Below are 23,144 nucleotides of genomic sequence, written 5' to 3'. Positions count from 1 at the left end.
CAGCAACGCCGTCAGAATGGCGGCATAACAACAACCGGGTATAGCTTATTCAAACCCAAAAACTGTCCGAACAGACGGGTCCACCTCTAATGCATATTAGCGCCTTTATTGTACATCATGCATACTCCTTCATCTTCCCTTAACACGGTTTAGGCTGGCACGAGTTCTGCCTTGACATGACGTACAACGGGCGGCACATGCCAGCGGCCCTGTTCCACATCCGCGATCTCGCGGTCGATCTCGGCAATGACCTGGCGTGAAAACGGGCCAAGATGCAGGTAAAGCGCGCTTGTCATCACCACATAGGGCAGCGCGCGCGGGTTATGCAGGGCGCAGTCCAGCATCATGCGCCAGAACTGCCCGGCCGTTCCCGGCCCCGCACGGTGGATGCGGAACATGAGCCGGACAAAGCTGCGCAAATCACCCTTTATCATCCGGTGCGTGCGCTTGCGCCCGAGCATCCGGCCCAGCCTGCGCACGCGGCCGAAATAGGCGACTGGGTCATAGATGGCCGCAAGCACCGTCCTGTAATCGTTCAGCACGTCGCGACGCGGGCGTTTTGTCTCGAAATTCAGCCCCGCCGTGCATTGGTCGCCCGACTGCGTCTGTTCACTGCCGGAAAAAAGGCGGCCCTCCGCCAGCAGGCGCCGCGTCAGCTGCGTCGTGGGTAGGGCGTAAAGCAGGCCGACCATGCAGACTGGGATGGACGTATCCTCGATACAGTCGATCATGCCCTGGGCGACACTGCCCTTTTCGCTGTCGAAACCCACGATGAAGCCCGCATTGACGAAAATCCCGGCCTTGTGGATTGTCTCGATGCTCTGCTGCAGGCTGCGCCGCGTGTTCTGCTTTTTCTGCATCAGCACGAGGGAGTCTGTATCCGGGCTTTCGATGCCGACGAATATGGCGAAGAAATTGGTATCGGCCAGGCTGCGCAGCAGGTCGGCATCATCGGCAAGGTTGATCGATGCCTCGGTCGAGAACTCGAATGGAAAGTTCTTCTCGTTCTGCCAGCGTTTCAGGTCGGACAGGAATTTCTTGAGCGCCTTCTTGTTGCCAATCAGGTTGTCATCGACAAAATCCACATGTCCGCGATAGCCAAGCGCGTACAGGGCATCGAGTTCGGCCATGACCTGCGCATTGGTCTTGGTGCGCGGCACTCGGCCATAGAGTTCAATGATGTCGCAGAACTCGCAACTGAACGGACACCCACGCGAGAACTGGATGCCAACATGCAGGTACTGGTCCAGCTTCAGCAGGTCGAAGCGGGGCAGTGGGCTTTTCGTGACATCGGTCTTGCCCATCGGCGCTTCGAATACGCCTTCGCGCGCTCCCTTGCGCCAGACGGCGATGAAATCAAGCATGATTTCCTCGGCTTCGCCCAGAACCTGAAAATTGGCGGCGCTGTAAAGCGATGGGCTAGAGGTCACGTCGGGGCCACCCACCACCACCGGCTTGCCGCGCGCGCGGCAGGTCTCGATGATGTGCAGCGCATCATTGCGCTGCGGCAGCATGCCGCCGGTCATGACCATGTCGGCCCAGTCGTAATCGGCATCCACAAGGTCTTCGGTATTGCGGTTGACCAACCGGACTTCCCAGTCCCGGGGCAGGAGGGCTGCGACCGTGACCAGACCAAGGGGGGCCGCCGGATAGCGTGCGCCCGCAAGATCGCAGGCTTCCTTGTAGTTCCAGAATGAATTGGCGTTGAAAAGCGGGAAGATCATCAGGACCTTGCAGGTTTCGGTCATCATGCAAGGATCCATTGCTGCAAGGACTGGTCATGATCAAGACAGATGCCTTCCCGTCCATTTCGAGACGTGGCAGCCTCAGGCAGGGCGCAACTCGACTGTAAGGGTGACATGGGGTGAACCCCTTTCGTAGTGGTGTCGGTCAGGTGGGCCGGTACAATATCGGTGACCGCCACTATTGCTTTTATCCTGGTAATCTCGAACGACCGTGGCCAACGGCATGAGCAGGCTATGATGCCCAGGCACATCAAGGCGGTATAGGAAGATCGCTATATGCGAAATCAGGACACGGTGTTTGTCTTCACGCCAGGAGGGTGTTGACCACAAGAACCTTGGTAGTTTCTTGTGGATCGTGACGGATTTTACTGTTTATGGAGGTTTTCAATTGGAAAGATTCCATAACGCTATGTTCATGACAAAGTATTTCTTTTTGTTTTTACAAGAGCTTTGATAAAGCGACAAGATGGTCGCACGAAGATTGGGGTTTATTAATCCAGATCACAGGATCACGGATACGGTAAGCCTGAAGTGTTGCCGCTTTGGCGTTGGCTGGAGCGTAGCAGGCTTACGGCCCCGCAGCATGGCCGCCATCCGCAATCAACACGTCGAACGGTTCCGTCCCGTCCCGGCCTCACCGCGCTTCAGGCGGGCGATGGTCCTGCCTGCGCTCGCTATAGCGATCAACGAGGTAATCGGCCCGGTCCCGCAGCAGCCATGTGAACTTCATCAGTTCCTCCATGACATCCACCATGCGGTCATAGAGCGGGGAGGGCTTCATCCGGTCATCATCACCGAATTGCGTATAGGCCATCGGCACGCTGGACTGGTTGGGGATGGTGAACATCCGCATCCATCGGCCCAGAACCCGCAGGGCATTGACGGAATTGAAGCTTTGCGATCCGCCTGAGACCTGCATCACCGCCAGCGTGCGGCCCTGCGTCGGACGGATCGAGCCTTCGGACAGTGGCAACCAGTCGATCTGGTTTTTGAACACAGCGGTTATGTTACCGTGCCGTTCGGGGCTGCACCAGACCTGGCCTTCCGACCAGAGCGAGAGTGCGCGCAGTTCCTGCACCTTCGGATGGGTGGCAGGTACGGAATCCGCCACCGGCAGGCCGGTCGGGTCGAATATCCGCGTTTCCGCGCCGAGGGCTTTCAGGATGCGCTCCGCCTCCAGCACCAGCAGGCGGCTGAACGAGCGTGGTCGCAGCGAGCCATAGAGCAGCAGGATGCGGGGCGGATGGTCAACCCGTGGGTGTGGCTCAAGCCGCGCGAGGTCAACCCGTTCGAGATATTCCGGATGCAGGGCGGGCAGGTCAGGTGCGGTCATGGAGCGGTTCCCTTCATGCGTTACGGGTGGCTGACCCGGGGCAGCCACAGGGCCAGCGCGATGAGCGTGGCCAGCAGGACCGGCGGGGTGATGGCCAGCCCGACCTTCATGTATTGCCCCCACGTGACCCGATGATTCTTGGATGCCAGCACATGCAGCCACAGCAGTGTTGCGAGACTACCAATGGGCGTGAATTTCGGCCCGAGGTCGCAGCCGATGACGTTGGCATAGATCATCAGGTCGCGTGTCAGCGGCGTGATGTCGTGAGCCTGCTGGATCGCCAGCGCCCCGACCAGCACACTCGGCATATTGTTCATGATGGACGACAGAACAGCCGCCAGAAAGCCGGTGCCGATGGTGGCCGTGAACGTCCCTTGATGACCGAGCCAGACCAGTGCGGTCGCAAGATAGTCGGTCAGCCCGGCATTGCGCAGCCCATAGACCACCAGATACATGCCTAGGGAGAAGATCACGATCTGCCACGGGGCACCCCGCAGCACCATGCGAACAGAGATCACCCGGCCATATCCGGCGACGAGCAGCAGGATTGCGGCGGCCAGGCAGGCTACGACACAGACCGGGATATGAAACGGCGCGGTCAGGAAATAGGCCGCCAGAACCAGGGCTAGCAGCGGAAATGCCGCTCGGAATACATGAGGGTCACGAATGGCCGTGGCAGGTGCGGGCAGTTCGGCGACGGGATAGGTCGCAGGCACCTGCCGCCGGTACCACAGCCACAAGACGGCCAGCGTTGCACCAAGTGCTACCAGATCGACAGGGACCATGATCGTGGCATAGCGATCGAACGCAATGCCAAAGAAATTGGCGCTGACGATGTTCACCAGATTGGAGATGACCAGCGGCAGGCTGGTGGTGTCCGCGACGAAGCCGGTCGCTATGATGAAGGCCAGGGCTGCAGTATGGCTCAGGCGGAGTTGAGTGAGGATGGCGATGACAATGGGCGTGAGCAGCAGGGCCGCGCCGTCATTGGCGAAAACCGCTGCAATGACCGCTCCCAGCACCACGATCAGCGGGAAGAGCGTCCGGCCTCGCCCTTTGCCCCAGCGCACCACATGCAGGGCGGCCCAATGGAAGAACCCGGCCTCATCCAGCAGCAGCGAGATGACGATCAGGGCGATGAAGGTAAAGGTCGCATCCCAGACGATGTGCCACACGACAGGAATATCGTGCCAGTGGATCACGCCCGCTGCCAGCGCCATGGCGGCGCCTGCCATGGCACTCCAGCCGATGCCCAGCCCTCGGGGCTGCCAGATGACAAAAACCAGCGTGGCAACGAAAATCAGAAGCGCCAGCATCAAACGATCCGCTTGCCGGATTTATCGATGATCTTCTCGCCGTCCTCCTTGATGAAAGCGCCCCGCTGCGGGTTGGGCAGGATGTCCAGCACCCGCTCGGACGGGCGGCAGAGCGCCGCACCCAGCGGAGTGACGACGATCGGCCGGTTCATCAGGATGGGGTGTGCGATCATGGCGTCGATCAGCGCATCATCCGTCAGGGCCGGATTATCGAGGCCGAGTTCGTGAAAGGGCGTGCCCTTTTCCCGCAGGACCGAGCGCACCGGAACGCCCATACGGGCGATCAGACTGACCAGTTCCGCACGGCTTGGTGGGGTTTTCAGATATTCGATGATGCAGGGGTCCTCGCCGCTGTTGCGGATCAGTGCCAGCACGTTGCGCGACGTGCCGCAGGCCGGGTTGTGATAGATCGTGATGGTCATGAGCAGGATTCCGGGGACGGACAGCAGGAGGACAGGGTCGCGATCAGGGGCGCACAGAGTTCGGGACTGCCCGCGCAGCAATCCTTGACGAGGAAAAGCATCAGCTCGCGCAGGCGAGAAAGACAGGCGCGATAGACGATCTGCCGACTGTGGCGTTGCGCGCTCAGCAGGCCGGCACGTGTCAGGATCGCCAGGTGGGTCGAGATCGTGTTCTGCGGCATATCAAGATGGCGAGCGACATCTCCGGCGGGCAGGCCGTCCGGTTCATGGCGCACAAGCAGGCGGAAGATAGCCAGCCGCGTGGACTGGGACAGGGCGCTGAGCGCGGCAAGGGCCGATTCCATATCCATATATCTTTGATTGTGGATATATAAAATAATGTCAATCCCTGTCCTGGCGCGGGGGGGGCGTACGTTCATGCATAAGCCATGAGAGCCTGTGTTCCTTACCCTGCTTGCCGATGGAGGCACCATGATAGATCGATTTCCGGCCGCCATCCTGTCAGCCTGCCTGATCCTGACCAGTGCGACGGCCCGTGCGGATCCGCCATGGGGGCATGGCGGTCATGACCGTCGTGGCGGGGAGCGTGGCCATGGCCATATGAGGGACTGGCGAAGGGGGGAGTATTATGTCAACTGGCGGTCGCGGCAGTGGCGGGGCCGTGACTGGCGGCGCTACCATGGCCTGTGGGCACCGCCATCAGGCTATTACTGGATGCAGTCCGGAGCGCAGTACCTGCTTGTGGCGGCGGTAACCGGACTGATCGCGGGCGTGGTTGCTGCCACTACAGGCGTGGCGATGCCTGTACCGGTCGTGCCTGCTTACCCGACGGCGCCCTATCCGGCTGCACCAGCTTATACGCCACCTTATTGAATGGGCCGTTGATCGTGAATGACCTGTAGCCGACCTCGAACCCCTTCGTCCCTTGCGTGGCGACCGCGTCGGCGCCCTTTCCCAGCCGCTGGAGTTCGGCTACCGGGTCGCCCGCAAGCGCACCCACCGCCATGTCGCCGCCACGGCTGAAGAATGGCGCGAATTCCTTCAGCACAAGGAATATCTCGCGGTCATGGGCGCCAGGATTATCCTTCGGCTCGATATAGACCAGCCCGACCTGCCCGGTATAGGTACCACGGTTGAGATCGCCCCCGGCCATGCCAATGCACCAGTTCCGGCGTATCGGTATCATTGAAGATGTCGATCACGCTGAGCCTGCCTTCCTCAAGCCGCAGCAGGGGGCCGGGAAACTGGCCATTATAAAGCGTGGTTGAAATGATGCGCCCGGGGGCAAGTTCGACCTGTCCCGTGGCGATCCGCAGCGTATGGTCCGCTTTTCCACCCATGACGGGGCCAGCGCCACGGCCCCGGCGCGGGATCATGGCCGCCGGCGTCGTTCGTCCGGACAATGCCAGAAAGGAACGGCGATCCAGCATCATGGTAATATCCGATTATGGGCAAACAGGCAGGGTTCCCAACGCCTACAGCGTTGGCCGGTTTCATCGGGCTGGCGCGGGGGCAGGCCGTCCTGTCGCCGGGACCTGTCCATAAATGGACCGTAGCCCGGGCCATGCACACCGGCGCGATGCCGGTCGCCATGTCCGGCGAGGATATAATATTTCCTCATATCGAGAAATTCAGATATGGGAAAAGGCCCGGGACTGGACGCAACGTGGCTGATGTCTTCGCGCGAACGGGCAGGGATGGCTGTTCAGGAGGATGGATGACTGTAGCGACAGATCAGGCCAGGCCTGTGGCGCTGGAGGTACTGGCCTTGCGCAGCGTCCATGGTGGCCCGTTTGCATTCACTGTCCCGGCGGGGGCGTGCGTGGCGATCACCGGGTCATCAGGCAGCGGGAAGTCGGTACTGCTGCGCATGATCGCGGATCTTGACCCGCATGAAGGCGATGCACGCATCGATGGACAGGCCTGCTCGGGCATGCCTGCGGCGCAGTGGCGCCGCCTGGTGCAATATGTCCCGGCGGAACCCGCGTGGTGGTCCGATATCGTGCTGGACCACATGGTGGATACGGACGCGGTGCGCGCGCTGGTCGCGCGCCTTGGCCTGCGGGAAGACTGCCTGCGCTCGCCGCTGTCACGCCTGTCCACGGGGGAACGCCAGCGGCTGTCCCTGATCCGCGCCCTGCTGCTGCATCCCCGTGTCCTGCTGCTTGATGAACCCTGTTCGGCGCTGGATGCCGCCACGACGGACAGGGTTGAAGCCGTTCTTCAGGAGGCAAGGGCGCAGGGGACGGCCATTGTCCTGGTCTCGCACGACATGGGGCAGGCGGGGCGCATGGCCGGGACGCGGTTCCGGATGGCACGGGGACACATGGAAGAAATCGCGCCATGACACCCATAGTGCTGACGACCGGGGACATGCTGGTGGCCGCTGCCCTGATCGCCATCGGCAGCGCGCTGTCGTTCCTGCTGTCGCTGGGGTTGCAGCGGGTGCTGCTGGTTTCCGCCGTGCGCATGGCGGTACAGCTTGCGCTTGTCGGCAGTGTGCTTTTGTTCGTGTTTGGTCATGCCTCCGTGTGGCTGACCATCGGGCTGCTGGCCTTCATGTTCACCGCCGCCGCCCGGGAAGCCGGGTCACGCCAGCAGGTCCGCCTTGGTCTGTGGTGGCATTTCGGGATCGCGGGTGCCTCCACGGTAACAGGGACGGTCATCGTGGTGCTGATCGGGCTGTTGACCGGCCTCCAGCCCCACCCGTGGTATGTGGCCCGCACGGCCATTCCCCTGACGGGCCTGCTGCTGGGCAATGTCATGAATGCAACAAGCCTGTCGATGAATACACTCCTGTCCGCCATCACGCGCGAACGGCAGGCCATCGAGGCGCGGATCATTCTCGGCGCGACCCGCGCGCAGGCAATGAACGGCCTGATTCGCCAGGCCATCCGGACGGCCCTGCTGCCGACGCTGAACCAGATGGCGGCCGCCGGGATCATTACCATGCCCGGAATCATGACAGGGCAGATCCTGGCGGGGATGAACCCCTTGGCAGCCTCAAGGTACCAGGTCCTGCTGATGTCACTTATCGTCAGTGGCAACCTGATCGGCGCGACAGCCGCGGCCTACCTGGCAGCCTGGCGGCTGACGGACAGCCGGGGGAGGCTGCGGCTGGAACGCCTGCTTCCCCGATTGCAGAAGGGGTGAGGCGGTGGAACCACGTATCATGGCATGACAGCGCCGATCAGGGTCATACAGATGCGGAGCCTGTTTCCAGATCATGATCCGGGCTGCACATATGAACTAATTGGACGAAGGATAGCGCCGCATCAGCCTGAGTTGCCGCCACCATGCCGTGGCCAGCGCCATTGCGCTGATCGGGACCGCGCCATCGGCCCGCATCCGGGCCGCCAGCGCGAACAGGGCCGCCTGCTTGGCGAACACGCCACGATAGGCATCCCGCAGGCGCATCGTCGGGTCCCAGAACTGGATGGCTTCGGATCCGGCGCCGTTGATTTCGATAATCCGGAACTCTCCGCGTTGCAGGGCCGCCTCGCTGCCAAAACGTACGTCCAGGCGACCGAAATGGAAGCCGTTCATGGAGCGGGCTATGGCATCGACGCGTCCTTCAAGGGCGGGGGTATTCAGCCGCATGGCGTTCTCATAGCGGCCGCCCATCCGCAGGGAGGCGACCGTGCCAAGGATGACGCGTTCGCCACGCGGCGGAACATGGTCAATCCCTCTGGTGGAGAGGGCGCGCCGGTAATGCCCGATCCGCGAACACAGCCGTGGGTCCGCGGCCATCAGGGCCGCGATGGAACGCACGCCGTCGCCCGTGACCTGTGGGGAATGACGGATGGCGAGACCGATAAGGCGGCCATGGGCTTCGGTCGGGCCACGGTAGTAGAACAGCCCGGCCTCAAGGGGGCCGGGCACGAATTCCTGCAAGAGGAAGCTGGCGTCGGGGGGAAAGGCCGCAATGTAGGCCATTAGCCCATCCACGGTATCGATCCGTCGCACGCCATGGCCGCACCAGCCGATATCGGGCTTGGCAACCAGCGGGTAGCCCAGTGTCCGCGCCATGGACGCTGCCGCCGGGATGTCAGCGGGAGAGACGAGGACGGTGCGGGCGACCCATAACGCGTGCTCCGGGCTGATCCGGGCTAGGCAGGCGGCTTTTGATTCGCCAGCCAGTCCCCCGGTCTCGATCGCCGGGTTGACGACCGATGGCAGCGTCAGGCTGCGGTAGCGCAGCCCCAGCCATAGCCACTGCAGGACAAGGGGTATACACAATACCGGCTTCGGGAGCCGTTCCATCGCGCCAAAGCCGTTGCTGGCATGGTGGGAACAGGCGTCATTCGTGCTGCGTTGGGGCTTCATCATGGACAATCCTATCTTCCCCGCGGCAGTTCGGGATCACGCAATGCAACAGGTGGGCATCACGCTGTTGCGATCAGGCTACAGGTTCGTCTGCCCCACGCCAGAGACCCAGCGCCGTGTCAATGCGCGGCCGGGCAATGGGTGGGCAGCGAACCCCGTCGATATTTTTGGCTGGAGCCGGTCTTTCCGGCGTGATGCGCTGCCCGCGCCCCTCTTCGCGCAGGCGATGGAGGCGGGGATGCTCGTTGCTGATAACGGGGCCTGGCGCAGCCGGTTCCGGTTCTCGACGCTGGGGGGCAACGGGTTCTTCCATTCCGCCTTTCCCACCGACGCCGAGGATGCAGTATTTTTTGGCCCGGACAGCTACCGGTTCGGCGCGGTGCTGGCGGCTCATCTGCGCTCCGCCCCGCCGCCCGTGCGGGCGGTGGATATTGGCTGCGGCACGGGCCTCGGTGCGATCATGGTCGCGCAGGCCTGTCCGGGGACCGAGGTGGTGATGGTCGATATCAACCCCGGTGCCCTGCGGCTGGCGCGCATCAATGCGCGTATTGCGGGCGTTGATGGCATCAGGGCGTGGCAGGGTGATCTCCTGTCGGGGCTTGCGGGTGAATTCGACCTGATCCTCTCCAATCCGCCCTACCTGCCGGACCCCGGTTGCCGACTGTACCGCAACGGTGGCGGCAGGCTGGGGGAGGGGCTGTCGCTGGCGGTCGTCAGGACGGCCATGGAGCGGCTGGCGCCCGGCGGGACATTGCTGCTGTATACCGGGACCGCGATCATTGATGGGGACAACCCTTTCCTGCGCGATGTGGCGGCCCTGCTGGATGGCAGGGATTTCACGTGGGCGGCCAGTGAACTCGACCCGGATGTATTTGGCGAGGAACTGGAAGGCGGCCCGTTATCCGTGGCAGAGCGGATCGCCGTGATCTGCCTGACCGTGATACAGCGATAGCAGGACAGGAATGGCCCCAATGAACGATATCGTGGCTGGCGACAGTATCGAACGGACGCAGCGGGATCTCCATCTGGCCCTGGCCAGGCTCAATCGCCTGCGCCTGACGCCCTGCCTGCCGGAGGAGGACGGCAGGGCAGGTGTGGACCTGCCCCGCCTGCTGGCGGGGGAAGCCGGTTTTCTGCGCGCGCTGCGTGCGCGGGTTGCGCCACGCGCCGCGCGGGCGCCCCGGGAGCCTGCGGCATTCCTTGCATGGTTTGAGGGACTGGAACAAACCGGTCCCGGACAGCGCGACCGGCTGTTCCCCTGGCTGGCGCATGAAGCGCCGCGTGCGGCCATGTGCTGGTTTGTGGAACAGGAAGCAGCGGGAGAAGCCGGTTTCGAGGACCTGACGGCGCTGGTGCAGGTGCGCATGCCAACGCGCCCCAAGCTGGAACTGGCGCGTAATTACTGGGATGAAATGGGGCATGGCCGGAAAGCCGGCATGCACGGGCCGATGCTGGCGCATCTGGTCCATGCCCTCGGGCTGCGGCCCCGGCCGGAGGATACGGTCTGGCAGTCGCTGGCCCTGGCCAACGCCATGGCCGGTTTGGCCTGTCACCGGCATCTGGCGTTTCAGTGCATCGGCGCGCTGGGCGTGATCGAACTGACCGCGCCGGGCCGGGCCGCCATGGTTGCGGCCGGGCTGAAGCGACTGGGCGTACAACCGGATGACCGGCATTATTTCGACCTGCATGCCGTGCTGGATGTGCGTCATTCCGCGGCGTGGAACGCGGAGGTTATCGTTCCGCTGATCGAGGAAGATCCGCGTCGTGCCCCGGCCATCGCCGAAGGGGCGCTGATGCGGCTGGAGTGTGGCGCGGCCTGCTTTCGCAGCTATCGGGATCATCTGGGCCTGAAGTGACCCTACCCCGAGCGTGCCCTCAGTTTTAAGTTAGGGTCTGTGGGTTGTTGTATACCTTGTTGGTGTGTTGGGCGAAAGCTTCTGGTGTCATGCCGTTGAGGCTGGTGTGGGGCCTGACGACGTTATAGTCGGCTTGCCAGGCGTCGATGACCGTCCGAGCGTGGACGAGGTTTCGGAACAGGTGCTCGTTGAGGCATTCGTCCCGGAACTGGCCGTTGAAGCTTTCGATGAACCCGTTCTGCTGCGGCTTGCCTGGTGCGATGTAGTGCCACAGCACCGACCGTCTTTCCTGCACATGCTCCAGATCGGTGCAACCAAACCGTATCACGATCCGCTGGCCAACAGGATCAATGACGTTCAGGAATTGTCCGTTACGCACGAGGTGATTTTCCGTGCCAAAACTGAGGTCCAGCACCGGATCCTTACCCATTATCTGCCGCTTTATTTTCCGGAGATCGAGCGTTTCAGGGGCAATACCCGCAGCGACTGGTTTTTCGCTATGCTCGAGCAATTCCCGGTTCCGGCCAGCATCACGGCGCTCGGCAAGGATGCGTTTGTCGCGGCAGCCTGGGACGTCGTCGGTCGCAAGGTCAGCAAGTCTCGTCTACTTGGCGACATCTGGGAAACAGCCCAGACATCCATCGCCTTGCCGATTGCCCCGGATGCTCCTGCGATCAGGATGTTCAGGCTGGTGTTGGGAGAGGCACGGCGCCTGATTGCCCAGCGCGACGACATTGAGGTCGCGGCAATCGAACTGCTGGGCGAGCATGCCGATTTCCGGCGTCTGCAGCAGGTGCCAGGCATCGGGCCGATCCATGCCCTGACAATCCTGGCCGAGGCAGGCGATCTGAGACGTTTTCGTCATCATCGGCAATTTCTCAAATTCTGCGGTCTGGATCTGTCCACCTACCAGTCGGGTCAGTATCGCGGCAAAACGAAGCTGTCCAAGCGCGGCAATGCTCGGTTGCGCCGCACATTGTGGATGGCAGCTCAGGCCGCCATTCGTCAGCGCGAGAACAGCTTCCGTGACAAGTTCGATCGCTATGTGGCCAGGGACCGGCATGATCCGGACCTGCGCCGCAAGGCGTTCACAGCCATCACCGCAAAGATGGGACGCGTTGTGCACGCGATCATTAAACGCGGTGACGATTACCGGCTCTTTGTTGAGGGGCCGGTTCCAGGTGGAGGAACCCCTCTCACTCAGTGCCGTGAGGGCGCTTCAGCGACCCTGTAGACAATGTTTGGGTCCTCCACCTGGGTTATCGCATCCCATCTTCAGGACGGTTAGAGCCACGGCGCCATCACGCCGATCTGGACTCTGTGTTTGCTATGGCAGGGAGCACCTTTATTTTGCGGTGGAGACCGCCTGGTTTTTGCTTGCAGTATTTTTCAACGACAGTGCAAACTGCCGATGGAGACGTGTTGCCAAATCGACCGGATGCTTCCCGATATAGGACGTCGTCGCTGACGATCATCATGGGAAAGCCGCGATGTTCCCCGATCCGGTCGAGTTCGCGGCCGAGCCGTTCGCCTGACAGCGACGTATCCGCCACCAGCGCCAGGCACTCCCGCGTGTAGTCGTCCACCACTGTCAGCACGCGGAAGCGCCGTCCGTTGTTCAGCGCGTCCGAGACGAAATCCAGGCTCCAGCGCTGATTGGGACCTTCGGGCAGCATCATTGGCGAGCGCGTGCCCATTGCCCGTTTCCGGCCGCCACGCTTGCGGACCGACAGTCCTTCCTCGCGATACAGCCGGAACAGCTTCTTGTGGTTCATGGTCACTCCCTCGCGCTTCAGGAGGATGTGCAGGCGCCGGTAGCCGAACCGGCCTCGTTCGCCCGCAAGATCGCGCAGCCGACTGCGCGCCTCGGCATCATCCGGGCGGCGTGACGCACAGCGCCACGTCTTCGGGTCCATGCCGATCAGGCGGCAAGCTCGCCGCTGCGAGTAATCCCGTTCAGTCATCGCCCAGGTCACGGCCTCCCGCTGCAAACCGGGCGTCACTAGTTTTTTGCCAGCAGGTCTTTCAGGGTCAAGACGTCCATCACGCTCTCCGCCAGAAGCCGCTTCAGCTTCGCGTTCTCCTCTTCAAGAGCCTTGAGCCGCCGCGCTTCGGACACTTCCATCCCGCCGTATTTCGATCGCCACGTGCAGAAGGTCGCATCGCTGATCCCATGCCTGCGGCACAGATCGGTCGCCGTAGCGCCCGCCTGATGCTCCTTCAGGATCCCGATGATCTGCTCCTGCGTGAAACGTGCTTCCTTCATCGTCTGTCTCCTATGGACAGACCTTACTTCAAATCGAGGGCATTTCAGGGGGCAGGGTCACGGGCAGCAAAGGAGCGGATCGCGCCGCTGTTTACGCAGAAACGCGTTGCGATGTCGATGTGTGCCTTTCTCTATGTCCTGATTGGCAACGAACCGCGCAAGATAGGATGGATGCATGCGGAAGCAGCAGGATACCCTGATCCGTGGCGGTAACAAACGCTTCTTGGCGATATGCCTGAACTTGGAGCCATGGACGAAACGCAGGCTGCGGCTCTCTTGCCTGAATGCCGCCTTTTCCACGCCAGTCGGGCGCGCAGCAGGGAAAAGCTTCATAAGCCGTGAGTGCACTTATATTCGGCAGACGCTCTACATGCCCGCCCTTGTCGCGATACGGTTCACTCCTGATTTAAGGCGGATTTATGCTTGCCGATCACCTGCTAGTGGAATGGCGTAAGATGATCCTGGACCACACAGCCAGAGGCCGGGTATGGTCAGACACGCTCCAAATCTGCGGGGGAGATTAGTTCTGCCGTCTCATGGGAAATATCGTACCCTCTCTATCTTAGAACACAAGACGTTCTATAATATTTGTTATGCCAACAAACGATCAGGCATATCTGCAACGCTCATGACAAGACGCAGTGGCTGACAACAAGATAGATGGATCTTCACGTTCATAATCCATCTCGTGATCGCAACCCTCAATTCACGATATTTTCCAACGGTCCTCAGTCAAGGATCGATCATATCAGCGTTGTCGCCAGACCGACCTGAGGCCCCGCTTCGGCAAGACGACGATCCAGGGTGCACAGTGTTAAGCCATGATCCGCACAAACCGCCAGATGGAGGGCATCTCCGGCACGAAGACCCAGAGTGTACTGATCCGAGAACCGTGCCGCCGTCCGGAAGTTCTGACTGGTCACTGGCACGACACCAAAACTTTCTGCGCAAAGACGGGTGAACATGGCCAGACTGTTCGCTCGATCCGTGACAGTTATCTGGCCTGTGCGCAGCTTGATCGACAGGGCAGAAGAGAATTCGGTGACTACCCAATCACTGACAAAAAGATCTTCAGGCGCTTGGGCACCAAGCCAATCCTGCATTCGGGTCGTTTCTCCTTCATTGGTTAGAGCCGCCACAAGAACCGATGTATCGATATAAAGGCTCAATACCTTGCCTCATCACGCATGGTACGGACAGTTTCTGCAGCAGATTCCTTTTGCGGTGTCATAGCGTTGGTCAGCAAGCGAAGAGCACTCGCGGCAATGGGTTTACGTACCGGCTCCGCCTTGACAAGTTGCGCAACAACCTTGCCGCGACGAAGAATACAGACGGACTCTCCATCCTTCGCCAGATCAACCAGACGACTGAGATGGGCTTTGGCTTCTACCAGATTGACTGTCTGCATCCTTGACTCCGAACCACTAAACTAGTCACTTTATAGCGGAAAAATGTCGCCTTACCTAACAGAATATGCGTCGGATACCCGATTCTGGCTGGCTGGTGGGAAGAGAGGTGGCCCCATTTTTTCAGACAGGGCGATAAGCTATAATCCGACCTGAGAGAGGACGGGTCTTATGGGTAAGGTTACGCGCAAGAGGTATGCGGCGGAGTTCAAGTCACGGGTTGCCCTGGAAGCGATCCGTGGGGAACTGACGCTGGCGGAACTGGCATCGAAACATGGTGTGCATCAGACGATGATCGCCCAGTGGAAACGGCAGGCGATCGAGGGGATGGCGGCGACCTTTTCGGGGAAGCCGGTGGCCGAGCCCCCGGTCAGCCCTGCTGACGTAGAGAAACTGCACGCGAAGATAGGCGAGTTGCTCGTGGAACGGGATTTTTTACGCGATGCCTCTGCTCGGTTGGGCGTGATCAGAGGCGGCAGATGATTGACCCACAGCGACCGCGCCTTTCCATTGTCCGGCAATGCCTGCTGCTGCATCTGAACCGGTCTGGCGTCTACTATCGGCCTGTGCCGCAGAGCGAGGCCAATCTGGCGTTGATGCGGCTGATCGACGCCCAGTTCCTGGAAACGCCATATTATGGCTCACGGCAGATGACATGGTATCTGCGCCGCCTGGGATATGAAGTCGGCCGCAAGCGGGTCCGGCGGCTCATGGCGATCATGGGCCTGCGGGCGGTCTACCAGAAGCCGCGCATGACCGTGCCCCATCCGGAGCATCGGAAATATCCGTATCTGCTGCGGGGTCTGGTCATTGATCGGCCTAACCAGGTCTGGTGTTCCGATATCACGTATATCCCCATGAAACGGGGATTTCTCTATCTCGTGGCGGTCATGGACTGGTTCACCCGCAAGGTCCTGTCCTGGCGTCTGTCGAACACGATGGATGCGGAGTTCTGTATCGAGGCGCTACAGGATGCCCTCACGCGCTATGGCGCCCCGGAAATTTTCAATACTGACAGTCAGAAGATGGTAGCCAGCTCCCGGACGGTTTGTCTCAAACACTGATCGACCACGGTAGACTGGCGCCGCGAGGTGCCCGGAGCGGTTTGACCCGCACTCCGATCGACCGCTGTGTCTTTCCCTGGACCTGTCGACCGCTCGGGAGCACCTCGCGAGGAGGCTTTGCCTCGGCCATTGCTTGTGACCCGAGAAGGGCCTGACCTGACTGGTCTCGTGACTGTCCTGTCCATGCAGCGGACCGCGGCTGAGCCATTGACAGCGATCAGTCGGGGAAACGGTCATGGATGGAAACGAAAAAGTAGCGCGCACTGTCGTTGGTGGTGTCGATACCCACAAGGATCTGCACGTTGCGGCCATTGTCGACGAGCAAGATCGTGTTCTGGGCACACAGAGCTTTCCCGCCACACGGCAGGGTTATCGACAGATGCTGGCATGGATGCGCGCGGCGGGCGATCTTCTGCGTGTCGGGGTTGAATCGACAGGCAGCTATGGCGCCGGGCTGCTGCGCTATCTGCAAGGCGCCGGGGTCGAGGTGCTGGAGGTCACGGCGCCCGATCGGCATGACCGTCGTCGACGGGGGAAGAGTGACGATTTGGATGCCCAAAGCGCCGCCCACGCCGCTTTTGCAGGCCGGAGAACTGTTACTCCGCGCCGCAGAGACGGCATGGTGGAAGCGCCCAGAGGCCTGCGGGCATGCAGGAAAACCGCTGTAAACGGCCGTAAAATCGCTTTACAGATGATCCAGAATACGATCGTCGCAGCGCCGGACGTTCTTCGTGAGCACCTCTGCTCGATGACCCGGATGCAGCTGATCCGCACGCTCGCAGCTTCCCGGCCTGACCTCACTGCTTATCGCGATCTCGAGGCTGCCTATCGGATCAGCCTCAAGTCTCTTGCGCGTCGTTATCTCGAATTGCATGACGAAATTGGCGAGTTGGACCTCATGATCAAGACGATCGTCGAGGAATTGGCACCCGACCTCGTAAAGCGCAATTCCATTGGTCACAACGGAGCGGCGCAGCTCCTCCTGACGGCTGGCGACAATCCCGAACGGCTGAAATCCGAGGCAAGCTTCGCGGCTCTTTGCGGCGTAACCCCTGTTCCGGCTTCGTCCGGAAAGACGTAACCATCCGGCGAGAGACGCGGGCGTATTCAGGCGGCGATGGTATTGTGGACCTGCTGGTGGGCTTTCCAGTGCCAGGGCACGAGTTCATGGAGGCGTGGATTGGGAATGTCATTGATCCGTGTCAGGACATCGGCGAGCCATGCCTGGGGATCGACATCGTTCAGGCGCGCGGTGACGATCAGGGAATACATGGCGGCGGCGCGCTCTCCGCCACGATCGGACCCGGCGAACAACCAGGCTTTCCTGCCCAGGGCGATGCCGCGTAGGGCGCGTTCTGCTGCATTGTTCGTCAGACAGATACGGCCATCTGTGAGGAATCGTGTGAATGTATCGGCACGCCGTAGAAAATAGTTCATGGCGTGGGCAACGGGATTTTTGGTCGACATGCGCCGGCAACACTCCCGCATCCAGTCGAACAGACCCGTAACCAGTGGCGCGATGCTCTCCTGACGGACCGTTAGCCGGTGCGCCGCGGTCGTGCCGTTGATGGCGCGCTCGGCCTCGAATATGGTGTCGATCCTGCCTACTGCCTCTATGGCGAGGGGCGCCTTGTCCCTCTCGGCGATTTTGAACAGTCCCCTGCGTCCATGCGCCCAGCATCCGGCGGAGACAACCGGCGCGGGTTGGCGTCCCGGTTTCGCCAGAGTGTTATAACCCGCATAGGCGTCTGACTGCAAAATGCCGGTCCAGCCGGTGAGATGGTCCGTGGGATGTTCGCCCCTGCGGTCCCGGGAATACCGGAACCAGACGGCTGGAGGTGCTGGCCCACCAAATGGACCATCATCACGCACATAATTCCATAATCGTCCGGTGACTGTCCGGCCTTTCGCCAGAACCGGCACGGTGGTGTCATCCGCGTGCAGGCATTGTGCCGCCAGCACATGCGCCCGGATCAGCGTAGTCAGGGGGGCCAGCGTCGCGGTGCAGGCTCCCACCCAGTCGGCCAGCGTTGATGTGTCGAGATCGATCCCTTCGCGGGCAAAGGCATCGCTCTGGCGGTTCAGCGGCAGATGCTGCAGGAACTTGTCGCACAGGATGGTCGACAGCAGCCATGGGCCGGCGCGTCCGCGCGCGATCGGATGGAAGGGGGCGGGTGGCTGGGTGATGCTCTCGCAGTCCCGGCAGGTGAACTTCTCCCGCACCGTCTGGATGACCTTATGTGGACGGCCGGTTCGATGCAATGGATCACATTTGTTATCTCTCTGCGTTTCTCTAAATCTTGTTTTCTCGGTGGAATGCATCGCTGCTCGCAGGATGCGGGGATCCGGTCAGGTGCGCCCTTATGTCCGGCCTGTTTGTGCGACGTTTTTCGCTGGCCATTATGGGTGTGCGCTTGCGTGTCAGGCACCAATCTTGAAAACGTGCTCGATGGCACATGTCATCCAACGGTATCGCCTGAACTGTTCCTGAATTACAGTCTTCCCATCACGCTGGTCAGTGCATTCTGCCGGATCTACCGGGGCGAACCCCGGCATCCATCGTCTTGGCAGCGCATGTCAGATTACAGCGACATTGCGGCCGGCCGGACGATAGATCTCTTTGCGCGACAGGAGAGCCCAGACGATCCGGGCCAGTTTGTTGGCAAGTGCGATGGTTGCAAGACGTGTTGGGCGACGCTCCAGAAGCTTGCAAAGCCATGCCCCTGCGGCGCTTGTCCATTTCTGCGCGCGGAAGGACATGGATGTCGCCCCCAGAACGAGCAGCTTCCTTATTTCCCGGTTGCCCGTTTTCGTAATCCTGCCCAGCCGGACCTTTCCGCCGGACGAGTGCTGGCGCGGCACAAGTCCAAGCCAGGCCGCGAAGTGCCGCGCACTTTCGAAAGTGTCGATATCCGTGACAGATGCCACGATCAAGGACGCGGTCATCGGGCCGATGCCGGGTATTGTCAAAAGACGACGGGCATCTTCGTCCTGCCTGGCGTGCGCCTGGATTCGCCTTTCCAGGCATCCGATGCTTTCACTCAACTTTCCGTATTGTTCGAAGAGCAAAATGACAGTCTGCTTCATGACGTCGGGCAAATCGGGTGATGTCTCGATTTTCGCCAGAAGATCGGGCAGGCGACTGTTTCCCAACGGCACGATCAAGCCGAATTCCGCTGCAAGCGCGCGCAACGCATTGACCAGCATCGTCTGCTGTTTGACCAATAGTGTGCGCGTTGAGTGTAACGAGAGCAGGCTTTGCTGTTCTTCGTTTTTGATCGGGACGAAGCGCGTGTCGGGATGGAGTGCCGCAAGACAAATGGCTGCGGCGTCAACAGCGTCGTTTTTCTTGCCACGTTTGACGAACGGCTTGACCATGTCCGGCGGAATAAGTTTCACGTCATGACCCGCATCGCGGATGACGCGCGCCCAATGATGCGATGTGCCGCAAGCTTCGAGCACGACCTGACACCGCTCGAGTTTCCCGAAGAATGAGGCAACCTCACTGCGCCCGAGCTTTCGCTTGAGAAGACATTTTCCGTTTGCATCTGTGCCGTGCGCCTGAAAAACGGACTTGGCGATATCCAGGCCGATCATGGTAATTTTCATCCGGGCGGTCTCCTCTGAATGGTCATTCCGACCCCAGCATGGCACATTGATGCCGCATGGAGGCCGTCCACCCCATCTTGAACTGGCGCGGGATCACCTCCAGCGTCTCGGTGACGCTCTCCCCCAGTTTGCTCAGACGATCGCTGCCACAGCACGGACACTGTGTCGGTGCGGGGATGACGGCCCGCTCGCGCGGCAGATCGGCACGCAGGGGCTGGCGCCCCCGGTTGCTCCTGGGTGCTGTCGCGCGGACGGCGGGATCCGCCGCATTTTCGGGCGCGTCCTCGGCGAGTGTCGTCTCCAGCTCTTCCAGTTCGAGTTCGAGCTGGGCCAGCAGGCGGCGCCCCCGCTCCGACGAGGCGCCGAAACGGTCCTGGCGCATCCGCGCGATAAGATGTTTGAGATGGGCAATCTGCGCTTCGGCGCTGGCCGCGCGCGCTTCTGCATCAGTGGCCCGGATTTCGGCAGTAGACGCCCGGAGTTCGGCGACCTGGGCACGCGCCTCGGCAGCGGCAAGTGCTGCGCGCAAGGCGATGATGTCGTCCGTGTCTCCCGTCATGAAGGCAGTTGATCACATGGGCGCTCAAAAGGGTACCAGTATATGCTGACCTGGCGCGGTTTTTATTATCCCGCCAGTTCAGGTCTCCATGTTTTCTGCGGATTGCGCCAATCCACACCCTCCAGCAGACAAGTCAATTGTGACGGGGAGAGATGGATCGCTCCGTCCTTTGCCGAAGGCCACAGGAAATGCCCGCGCTCGATCCGCTTCGCATATAAGGAAAGGCCGATCCCATCGTGCCAGATCAGTTTCACCAGGTCGCCGCGTCGGCCCCTGAAGGCATAGACGTCACCCGCGAAAGGGTCACGACCCAGTGCTTCCTGGACCTTCAACGCCAGCCCGGGCATCCCCAGGCGCATATCGGTTACACCGGCCGCCAGCCATATCCTCAGCGTGGAAGGAAGCGGGATCATGATCGTAGTGCGCCCACAATCTCACGCAGACGATCAGCGGACAGCCCTGTGTCGAACTCCAGCCGCACACCGTCCGGAAAGACCAGGCTGACGGCTTGGCCGGACAGCGTTCCCTGTTCTCTCCGACGCTCCAATGGCGGCGGCTCGGGGACCGGGGCCACCATGACAGGTATGAACGATGTCCCGCCTTTGGCCTGCGCTTTGGCCCGAGCCTCTCGCCGCCAGCGAAACACCAGACTTGGATGGATCCCATACTGTGCAGCCACCTCCCTTATTGGGCGTCGGCTCTCGTAGGACGCGATGACCACTCGCGCGCGAAATTCAGGGGCGTGCCAGCGGCGGCGATCCGAAACGATCTTGATCCGCGAGGCGTCCGCCAGCCTGTCCCGCTCGCCTGTCTCTCTACCGCTCCTTTGGAGCCTCTCTGCGGTACTACCTGCGACACTCGCAGGTAGTACCGCGTCCCTATCTCTTAAATCGCTCATGCTTCATAGCTGAACCAGACCAGAAGTATTCAGCAAGGCGTCAGTCGCCGGGAGCTTACGATCACGCCGAGCCACACCCGCCATGTCCGACGATACGAGCCAGCCGTTCCTGTTTCCAGCCATCCGACACAAGAAAATCACGGCTGATTTTGATGGTGGCCGGATCACCTCGGATGGTGGTGTCCTGTTGCTGGCTGCCGCCGAGCGGCGGATCGGCATGGCCGATCGCCTCGCCCGGCTCATAGCCGATCCACGCAATCCGCGACGGGTGACACACGGCGTGGCCGATATTCTGCGCGCCCGTATGCTGGCCATTGCCTGCGGCTACGAGGACGCCGATGACCTCGATCACCTGCGGTGCGATCCGGGTTTCAAGCTCGCCTGCGGACGACTGCCCGATACGGGTCTGGATCTGTGCTCGCAACCCACGATCTCGCGTTGGGAGAACGCCCCGACTTTGCGCGAGGTCATTCGCCTGACCTATGCCCTGGTCGATACATGGTGCGACAGCTACGCCCGGCCACCCGCCGCGGTGACGCTCGACATCGACGATACGGTCGATGTGGTGCACGGTCATCAGCAACTCGCCCTGTTCAACGCGCATCATGACGAGCGGTGCTTTATGCCGATCCATGTTTACGATGCCGCCACGTCGAGGCCGGTTGCCATTATCATCCGCCCGGGCAAGACCCCGTCCGGACAGGAAATTCGCGGTCACCTGCGTCGTCTGATCCGCCGTATCCGCAGCCACTGGCCCAACACCCGGCTGACCATTCGTGGGGATGGTCATTACGGACGTCCCGAAGTCATGGCCTGGTGCGAGGCGCATGACGTCGATTACATCTTCGGCCTGCCGGGCAACAGCGTGCTGCACCGGCTTCTCGAACCCTCGGCCGATGACATCCGCGTCCGGCGTGCCGAGACGCGGGCGCAATCCCTGCGCGGCTATGCCGAAATCCGTTATGGCGCGAAATCCTGGAAGCAACAGCGGCGCGTGGCCGCCCGGATCGAAGCCACGACGCTGGGGCTCGACATACGCTGCGTGGTCACCAGCCTGCGAGGCGGCAACGCCGAATGGCTCTACGGTGCCCTCTACTGTGCCCGTGGACAGGCCGAAAACCTGATCAAGCGTCACAAGGGCCAACTGGCATCCGACCGCACAAGCTGTCGATCGCCACTGGCCAACCAGGTCCGCCTGGTGCTGCACACTGCCGCATACTGGCTGATGCTCACCCTGCGGGACGCCATCCCAGCCCCACAGCCGCTCGCCTCGGCCGAGTTCACCACGTTACGAAATCGTCTTCTGAAAATCGCCGGGCGTATCCTGGAAACCGCGACCCGTGTCCGTATCGCGTTTGCCGCCGCCTGTCCCGAAGCGGCGCTGTTCCGCAGTCTCGCCATCTCGATGCAGGCTGCCGGCCCATGACAGACGGGGCTATCGCCCCCGAACGCGCCCCGTCCTCGCAACCCCAGCCGCAGCCATCCACCGTTTCAAAATGACACCGCCTCAACCCGGTGCGATCCCGCGCGCCCAAACCATAGAAACGGAAAAATCCACGCAAAATACTCAATGCCGTGAATAAGATGGGCTAGTTTCCTGGCTTTCGCGTCAGAGAGAGCGGCAACCGTTGATACTCTCCCACCTTCCTCTAGTCCCGAGGTCTGGGGTTCACGCAGTATAGCATTCACCATGCACGTCTTGCCCTGACACGGTAAGGTCTTCCGCAGGAGCGGTGGATTGCTCCACCCGACGGTCCCTGCCTGGACGGCCCCGAGCCTTACTCCCGACATGCTATGGTCCCCCGCCGGGTTTCCCCGGTTGCAGCTGTTACCAGCCAAGGTAAGTCGGGTGAGCATTGGAATCTCCAGCAATCCAAGTAATCTGTTGATTACACTCAGTGAAACGCGCCGATACGGCGCACCAGAAACAGGAAGACATCGCGGTCCGATGCATAGAGCGTCGTGGTCTCCTTCGTGATGTCGACATAGGGATTATGGGTCATGGTGGCCCAGTCGATCACACCGGGCACCTTCCAGTTGGTATCGCCCGTGCCGTCACCGGCGATCTTGCGCACCGCACCGACCAGTTCATGGTCCCAGATGCGGCCGTAATCGGGGCCGGTCACGGCGCGCAGTTCCACGCGCCCATCCTCCGTCTCCAGCGTCTTGATCAGTTCGGCCCGGTGTGACAGCAGGCCGTGCTGGAGATTGATCGCCGCCAGTGGAGCCGGCAGGTTACGCAGATAGGACGACGGCGCGCCGACAAGGCTGCACATCTGGCCGAAGGACCAGTGTGTGGGGGCAATCGGCTCCTGCTGCCCCGGCACGGTCAGGGTTAGAGGGT

General features: G+C 61.3%; 20 protein-coding genes and 8 pseudogenes. 10 read left to right on the top strand and 18 right to left on the bottom strand.

What is annotated here, in order from left to right; genetic code table 11:
- Positions 1 to 149 precede the first annotated feature (149 nt).
- From DY926_RS02810 to DY926_RS02790, 5 genes are all read right to left on the bottom strand, one after another.
- Positions 150 to 1,751: a B12-binding domain-containing radical SAM protein gene (locus tag DY926_RS02810; RefSeq protein ID WP_186336049.1), complete on the bottom strand. Its 1,602-nt coding sequence runs from the start codon at positions 1,749 to 1,751 to the stop codon at positions 150 to 152.
- Between the two features lie 628 nt (positions 1,752 to 2,379).
- Entirely contained in the window at positions 2,380 to 3,078 is a 699-nt protein-coding gene (arsH, locus tag DY926_RS02805) for an arsenical resistance protein ArsH (protein WP_007396744.1), read from the bottom strand.
- A gap of 20 nt (positions 3,079 to 3,098) precedes the next feature.
- Complete coding sequence (locus DY926_RS02800) at positions 3,099 to 4,394, bottom strand: arsenic transporter (RefSeq protein WP_010509914.1); 1,296 nt, start codon at positions 4,392 to 4,394, stop codon at positions 3,099 to 3,101.
- Positions 4,394 to 4,816 (bottom strand): arsenate reductase (glutaredoxin), encoded by a 423-nt coding sequence (gene arsC, locus DY926_RS02795; protein ID WP_053324044.1) that lies wholly within the window; start codon positions 4,814 to 4,816, stop codon positions 4,394 to 4,396. The genes DY926_RS02800 and arsC overlap by 1 nt, the downstream gene beginning before the upstream one ends.
- Positions 4,813 to 5,166: an ArsR/SmtB family transcription factor gene (locus DY926_RS02790; protein WP_014106863.1), complete on the bottom strand. Its 354-nt coding sequence runs from the start codon at positions 5,164 to 5,166 to the stop codon at positions 4,813 to 4,815. Before DY926_RS02790 ends, arsC begins: the two co-directional genes overlap by 4 nt.
- 121 nt (positions 5,167 to 5,287) lie before the next feature.
- On the opposite strand from DY926_RS02790, the gene DY926_RS02785 reads away from it, so the two are divergent.
- A complete protein-coding gene (locus DY926_RS02785) occupies positions 5,288 to 5,689 on the top strand; it encodes an RcnB family protein (protein WP_023524214.1) in 402 nt (133 codons plus the stop codon).
- Here the strand turns inward: DY926_RS02785 and DY926_RS17785 are convergent.
- Entirely contained in the window at positions 5,601 to 5,969 is a 369-nt protein-coding gene (locus DY926_RS17785) for a copper oxidase (RefSeq protein WP_233045913.1), read from the bottom strand. The genes DY926_RS02785 and DY926_RS17785 overlap by 89 nt on opposite strands.
- The gene (locus DY926_RS17780; protein ID WP_237701062.1) at positions 5,896 to 6,249 is read right to left on the bottom strand and encodes a multicopper oxidase domain-containing protein; all 354 of its coding nucleotides are present in this window, start codon (positions 6,247 to 6,249) and stop codon (positions 5,896 to 5,898) included. Before DY926_RS17780 ends, DY926_RS17785 begins: the two co-directional genes overlap by 74 nt.
- Positions 6,250 to 6,533: 284 nt before the next feature.
- Here DY926_RS17780 and DY926_RS02770 point away from each other — a divergent pair, with 284 nt between their 5' ends.
- Together DY926_RS02770 and DY926_RS02765 are read left to right on the top strand one after the other, a co-directional pair.
- A complete protein-coding gene (locus DY926_RS02770) occupies positions 6,534 to 7,163 on the top strand; it encodes an ABC transporter ATP-binding protein (protein ID WP_025440182.1) in 630 nt (209 codons plus the stop codon).
- Positions 7,160 to 7,969: an ABC transporter permease gene (locus tag DY926_RS02765; protein ID WP_010509899.1), complete on the top strand. Its 810-nt coding sequence runs from the start codon at positions 7,160 to 7,162 to the stop codon at positions 7,967 to 7,969. Before DY926_RS02770 ends, DY926_RS02765 begins: the two co-directional genes overlap by 4 nt.
- A gap of 96 nt (positions 7,970 to 8,065) precedes the next feature.
- Here DY926_RS02765 and DY926_RS02760 read toward each other — a convergent pair whose 3' ends face one another.
- On the bottom strand, positions 8,066 to 9,145 hold the full coding sequence (locus DY926_RS02760; protein ID WP_116701976.1) for an ATP-grasp domain-containing protein: 1,080 nt from the start codon (positions 9,143 to 9,145) through the stop codon (positions 8,066 to 8,068).
- 40 nt (positions 9,146 to 9,185) lie between these two features.
- On the opposite strand from DY926_RS02760, the gene DY926_RS02755 reads away from it, so the two are divergent.
- Both DY926_RS02755 and DY926_RS02750 read left to right on the top strand, forming a co-directional pair.
- Positions 9,186 to 10,094: a methyltransferase gene (locus DY926_RS02755; RefSeq protein WP_014106869.1), complete on the top strand. Its 909-nt coding sequence runs from the start codon at positions 9,186 to 9,188 to the stop codon at positions 10,092 to 10,094.
- 19 nt (positions 10,095 to 10,113) lie between these two features.
- On the top strand, positions 10,114 to 10,998 hold the full coding sequence (locus DY926_RS02750) for an iron-containing redox enzyme family protein (RefSeq protein WP_023524212.1): 885 nt from the start codon (positions 10,114 to 10,116) through the stop codon (positions 10,996 to 10,998).
- Positions 10,999 to 11,023: 25 nt separating this feature from the next.
- Here DY926_RS02750 and DY926_RS02745 read toward each other — a convergent pair.
- Positions 11,024 to 11,290: pseudogene (locus DY926_RS02745) on the bottom strand (integrase core domain-containing protein); the annotation flags it as partial.
- Here DY926_RS02745 and DY926_RS02740 point away from each other — a divergent pair.
- Positions 11,285 to 12,232 (top strand): annotated as a pseudogene (locus DY926_RS02740) (transposase); the annotation flags it as partial. The pseudogenes DY926_RS02745 and DY926_RS02740 overlap by 6 nt on opposite strands.
- 223 nt (positions 12,233 to 12,455) lie before the next feature.
- Here DY926_RS02740 and DY926_RS02735 read toward each other — a convergent pair.
- Positions 12,456 to 13,264: pseudogene (locus tag DY926_RS02735) on the bottom strand (IS3 family transposase); the annotation flags it as partial.
- A gap of 12 nt (positions 13,265 to 13,276) precedes the next feature.
- Here DY926_RS02735 and DY926_RS02730 point away from each other — a divergent pair.
- Positions 13,277 to 13,474 (top strand): annotated as a pseudogene (locus tag DY926_RS02730) (hypothetical protein); the annotation flags it as partial.
- A gap of 533 nt (positions 13,475 to 14,007) precedes the next feature.
- Here DY926_RS02730 and DY926_RS02725 read toward each other — a convergent pair.
- Entirely contained in the window at positions 14,008 to 14,433 is a 426-nt protein-coding gene (locus tag DY926_RS02725; RefSeq protein WP_116701975.1) for a type II toxin-antitoxin system VapC family toxin, read from the bottom strand.
- Positions 14,430 to 14,672, bottom strand: coding sequence for a type II toxin-antitoxin system Phd/YefM family antitoxin (locus tag DY926_RS02720; RefSeq protein ID WP_116701974.1), 243 nt, complete (start codon positions 14,670 to 14,672; stop codon positions 14,430 to 14,432). Before DY926_RS02720 ends, DY926_RS02725 begins: the two co-directional genes overlap by 4 nt.
- A 169-nt stretch (positions 14,673 to 14,841) precedes the next feature.
- Between DY926_RS02720 and DY926_RS02715 the strand changes: the two are divergent.
- Positions 14,842 to 15,713 (top strand): annotated as a pseudogene (locus tag DY926_RS02715) (IS3 family transposase); the annotation flags it as partial.
- Between the two features lie 256 nt (positions 15,714 to 15,969).
- Positions 15,970 to 16,812 (top strand): annotated as a pseudogene (locus tag DY926_RS02710) (IS110 family RNA-guided transposase); the annotation flags it as partial.
- 29 nt (positions 16,813 to 16,841) lie between these two features.
- Here the strand turns inward: DY926_RS02710 and tnpC are convergent.
- From tnpC to tnpA, 5 genes and pseudogenes are all read right to left on the bottom strand, one after another.
- Positions 16,842 to 17,981 (bottom strand): annotated as a pseudogene (gene tnpC, locus DY926_RS02705) (IS66 family transposase); the annotation flags it as partial.
- Between the two features lie 330 nt (positions 17,982 to 18,311).
- Positions 18,312 to 19,343, bottom strand: a complete 1,032-nt coding sequence (locus DY926_RS02695) for an IS110 family RNA-guided transposase (RefSeq protein WP_039732521.1) — start codon at positions 19,341 to 19,343, stop codon at positions 18,312 to 18,314.
- A gap of 22 nt (positions 19,344 to 19,365) precedes the next feature.
- Positions 19,366 to 19,902 (bottom strand): IS66 family transposase, encoded by a 537-nt coding sequence (locus tag DY926_RS02690; RefSeq protein WP_116701973.1) that lies wholly within the window; start codon positions 19,900 to 19,902, stop codon positions 19,366 to 19,368.
- A gap of 65 nt (positions 19,903 to 19,967) precedes the next feature.
- Positions 19,968 to 20,315: an IS66 family insertion sequence element accessory protein TnpB gene (gene tnpB / locus DY926_RS02685; protein WP_019092242.1), complete on the bottom strand. Its 348-nt coding sequence runs from the start codon at positions 20,313 to 20,315 to the stop codon at positions 19,968 to 19,970.
- Positions 20,312 to 20,800: an IS66-like element accessory protein TnpA gene (gene tnpA, locus DY926_RS02680; protein ID WP_233045890.1), complete on the bottom strand. Its 489-nt coding sequence runs from the start codon at positions 20,798 to 20,800 to the stop codon at positions 20,312 to 20,314. The genes tnpB and tnpA overlap by 4 nt, the downstream gene beginning before the upstream one ends.
- Before the next feature lie 82 nt (positions 20,801 to 20,882).
- Between tnpA and DY926_RS02675 the strand changes: the two genes are divergently transcribed.
- On the top strand, positions 20,883 to 22,226 hold the full coding sequence (locus DY926_RS02675; protein WP_034926246.1) for an IS1380 family transposase: 1,344 nt from the start codon (positions 20,883 to 20,885) through the stop codon (positions 22,224 to 22,226).
- Positions 22,227 to 22,719: 493 nt separating this feature from the next.
- Here DY926_RS02675 and DY926_RS02670 read toward each other — a convergent pair.
- A pseudogene (locus DY926_RS02670) lies at positions 22,720 to 23,139 on the bottom strand (DUF932 domain-containing protein); the annotation flags it as partial.
- Between the last annotated feature and the right edge of the window lie 5 nt (positions 23,140 to 23,144).

The organism is Komagataeibacter melaceti (genome assembly GCF_003403295.1).
GTDB lineage: Bacteria > Pseudomonadota > Alphaproteobacteria > Acetobacterales > Acetobacteraceae > Komagataeibacter > Komagataeibacter melaceti.
This window is presented reverse-complemented; position numbering and strand designations above follow the sequence as displayed.

What these genes read in the sequence shown, in the direction of transcription:
- DY926_RS02810 (WP_186336049.1), bottom strand. Translation starts at nt 1,751, where the DNA reads ATGATGACCGAAACCTGCAAGGTCCTGATGATCTTCCCGCTTTTCAAC.
- arsH (WP_007396744.1), bottom strand. Translation starts at nt 3,078, where the DNA reads ATGACCGCACCTGACCTGCCCGCCCTGCATCCGGAATATCTCGAACGG.
- DY926_RS02800 (WP_010509914.1), bottom strand. Translation starts at nt 4,394, where the DNA reads ATGCTGGCGCTTCTGATTTTCGTTGCCACGCTGGTTTTTGTCATCTGG.
- arsC (WP_053324044.1), bottom strand. Translation starts at nt 4,816, where the DNA reads ATGACCATCACGATCTATCACAACCCGGCCTGCGGCACGTCGCGCAAC.
- DY926_RS02790 (WP_014106863.1), bottom strand. Translation starts at nt 5,166, where the DNA reads ATGGATATGGAATCGGCCCTTGCCGCGCTCAGCGCCCTGTCCCAGTCC.
- DY926_RS02785 (WP_023524214.1), top strand. Translation starts at nt 5,288, where the DNA reads ATGATAGATCGATTTCCGGCCGCCATCCTGTCAGCCTGCCTGATCCTG.
- DY926_RS17785 (WP_233045913.1), bottom strand. Translation starts at nt 5,969, where the DNA reads ATGGCCGGGGGCGATCTCAACCGTGGTACCTATACCGGGCAGGTCGGG.
- DY926_RS17780 (WP_237701062.1), bottom strand. Translation starts at nt 6,249, where the DNA reads ATGATGCTGGATCGCCGTTCCTTTCTGGCATTGTCCGGACGAACGACG.
- DY926_RS02770 (WP_025440182.1), top strand. Translation starts at nt 6,534, where the DNA reads ATGACTGTAGCGACAGATCAGGCCAGGCCTGTGGCGCTGGAGGTACTG.
- DY926_RS02765 (WP_010509899.1), top strand. Translation starts at nt 7,160, where the DNA reads ATGACACCCATAGTGCTGACGACCGGGGACATGCTGGTGGCCGCTGCC.
- DY926_RS02760 (WP_116701976.1), bottom strand. Translation starts at nt 9,145, where the DNA reads ATGATGAAGCCCCAACGCAGCACGAATGACGCCTGTTCCCACCATGCC.
- DY926_RS02755 (WP_014106869.1), top strand. Translation starts at nt 9,186, where the DNA reads ATGCAACAGGTGGGCATCACGCTGTTGCGATCAGGCTACAGGTTCGTC.
- DY926_RS02750 (WP_023524212.1), top strand. Translation starts at nt 10,114, where the DNA reads ATGAACGATATCGTGGCTGGCGACAGTATCGAACGGACGCAGCGGGAT.
- DY926_RS02720 (WP_116701974.1), bottom strand. Translation starts at nt 14,672, where the DNA reads ATGCAGACAGTCAATCTGGTAGAAGCCAAAGCCCATCTCAGTCGTCTG.
- DY926_RS02695 (WP_039732521.1), bottom strand. Translation starts at nt 19,343, where the DNA reads ATGAAAATTACCATGATCGGCCTGGATATCGCCAAGTCCGTTTTTCAG.
- DY926_RS02690 (WP_116701973.1), bottom strand. Translation starts at nt 19,902, where the DNA reads ATGACGGGAGACACGGACGACATCATCGCCTTGCGCGCAGCACTTGCC.
- tnpB (WP_019092242.1), bottom strand. Translation starts at nt 20,315, where the DNA reads ATGATCCCGCTTCCTTCCACGCTGAGGATATGGCTGGCGGCCGGTGTA.
- tnpA (WP_233045890.1), bottom strand. Translation starts at nt 20,800, where the DNA reads ATGAGCGATTTAAGAGATAGGGACGCGGTACTACCTGCGAGTGTCGCA.
- DY926_RS02675 (WP_034926246.1), top strand. Translation starts at nt 20,883, where the DNA reads ATGTCCGACGATACGAGCCAGCCGTTCCTGTTTCCAGCCATCCGACAC.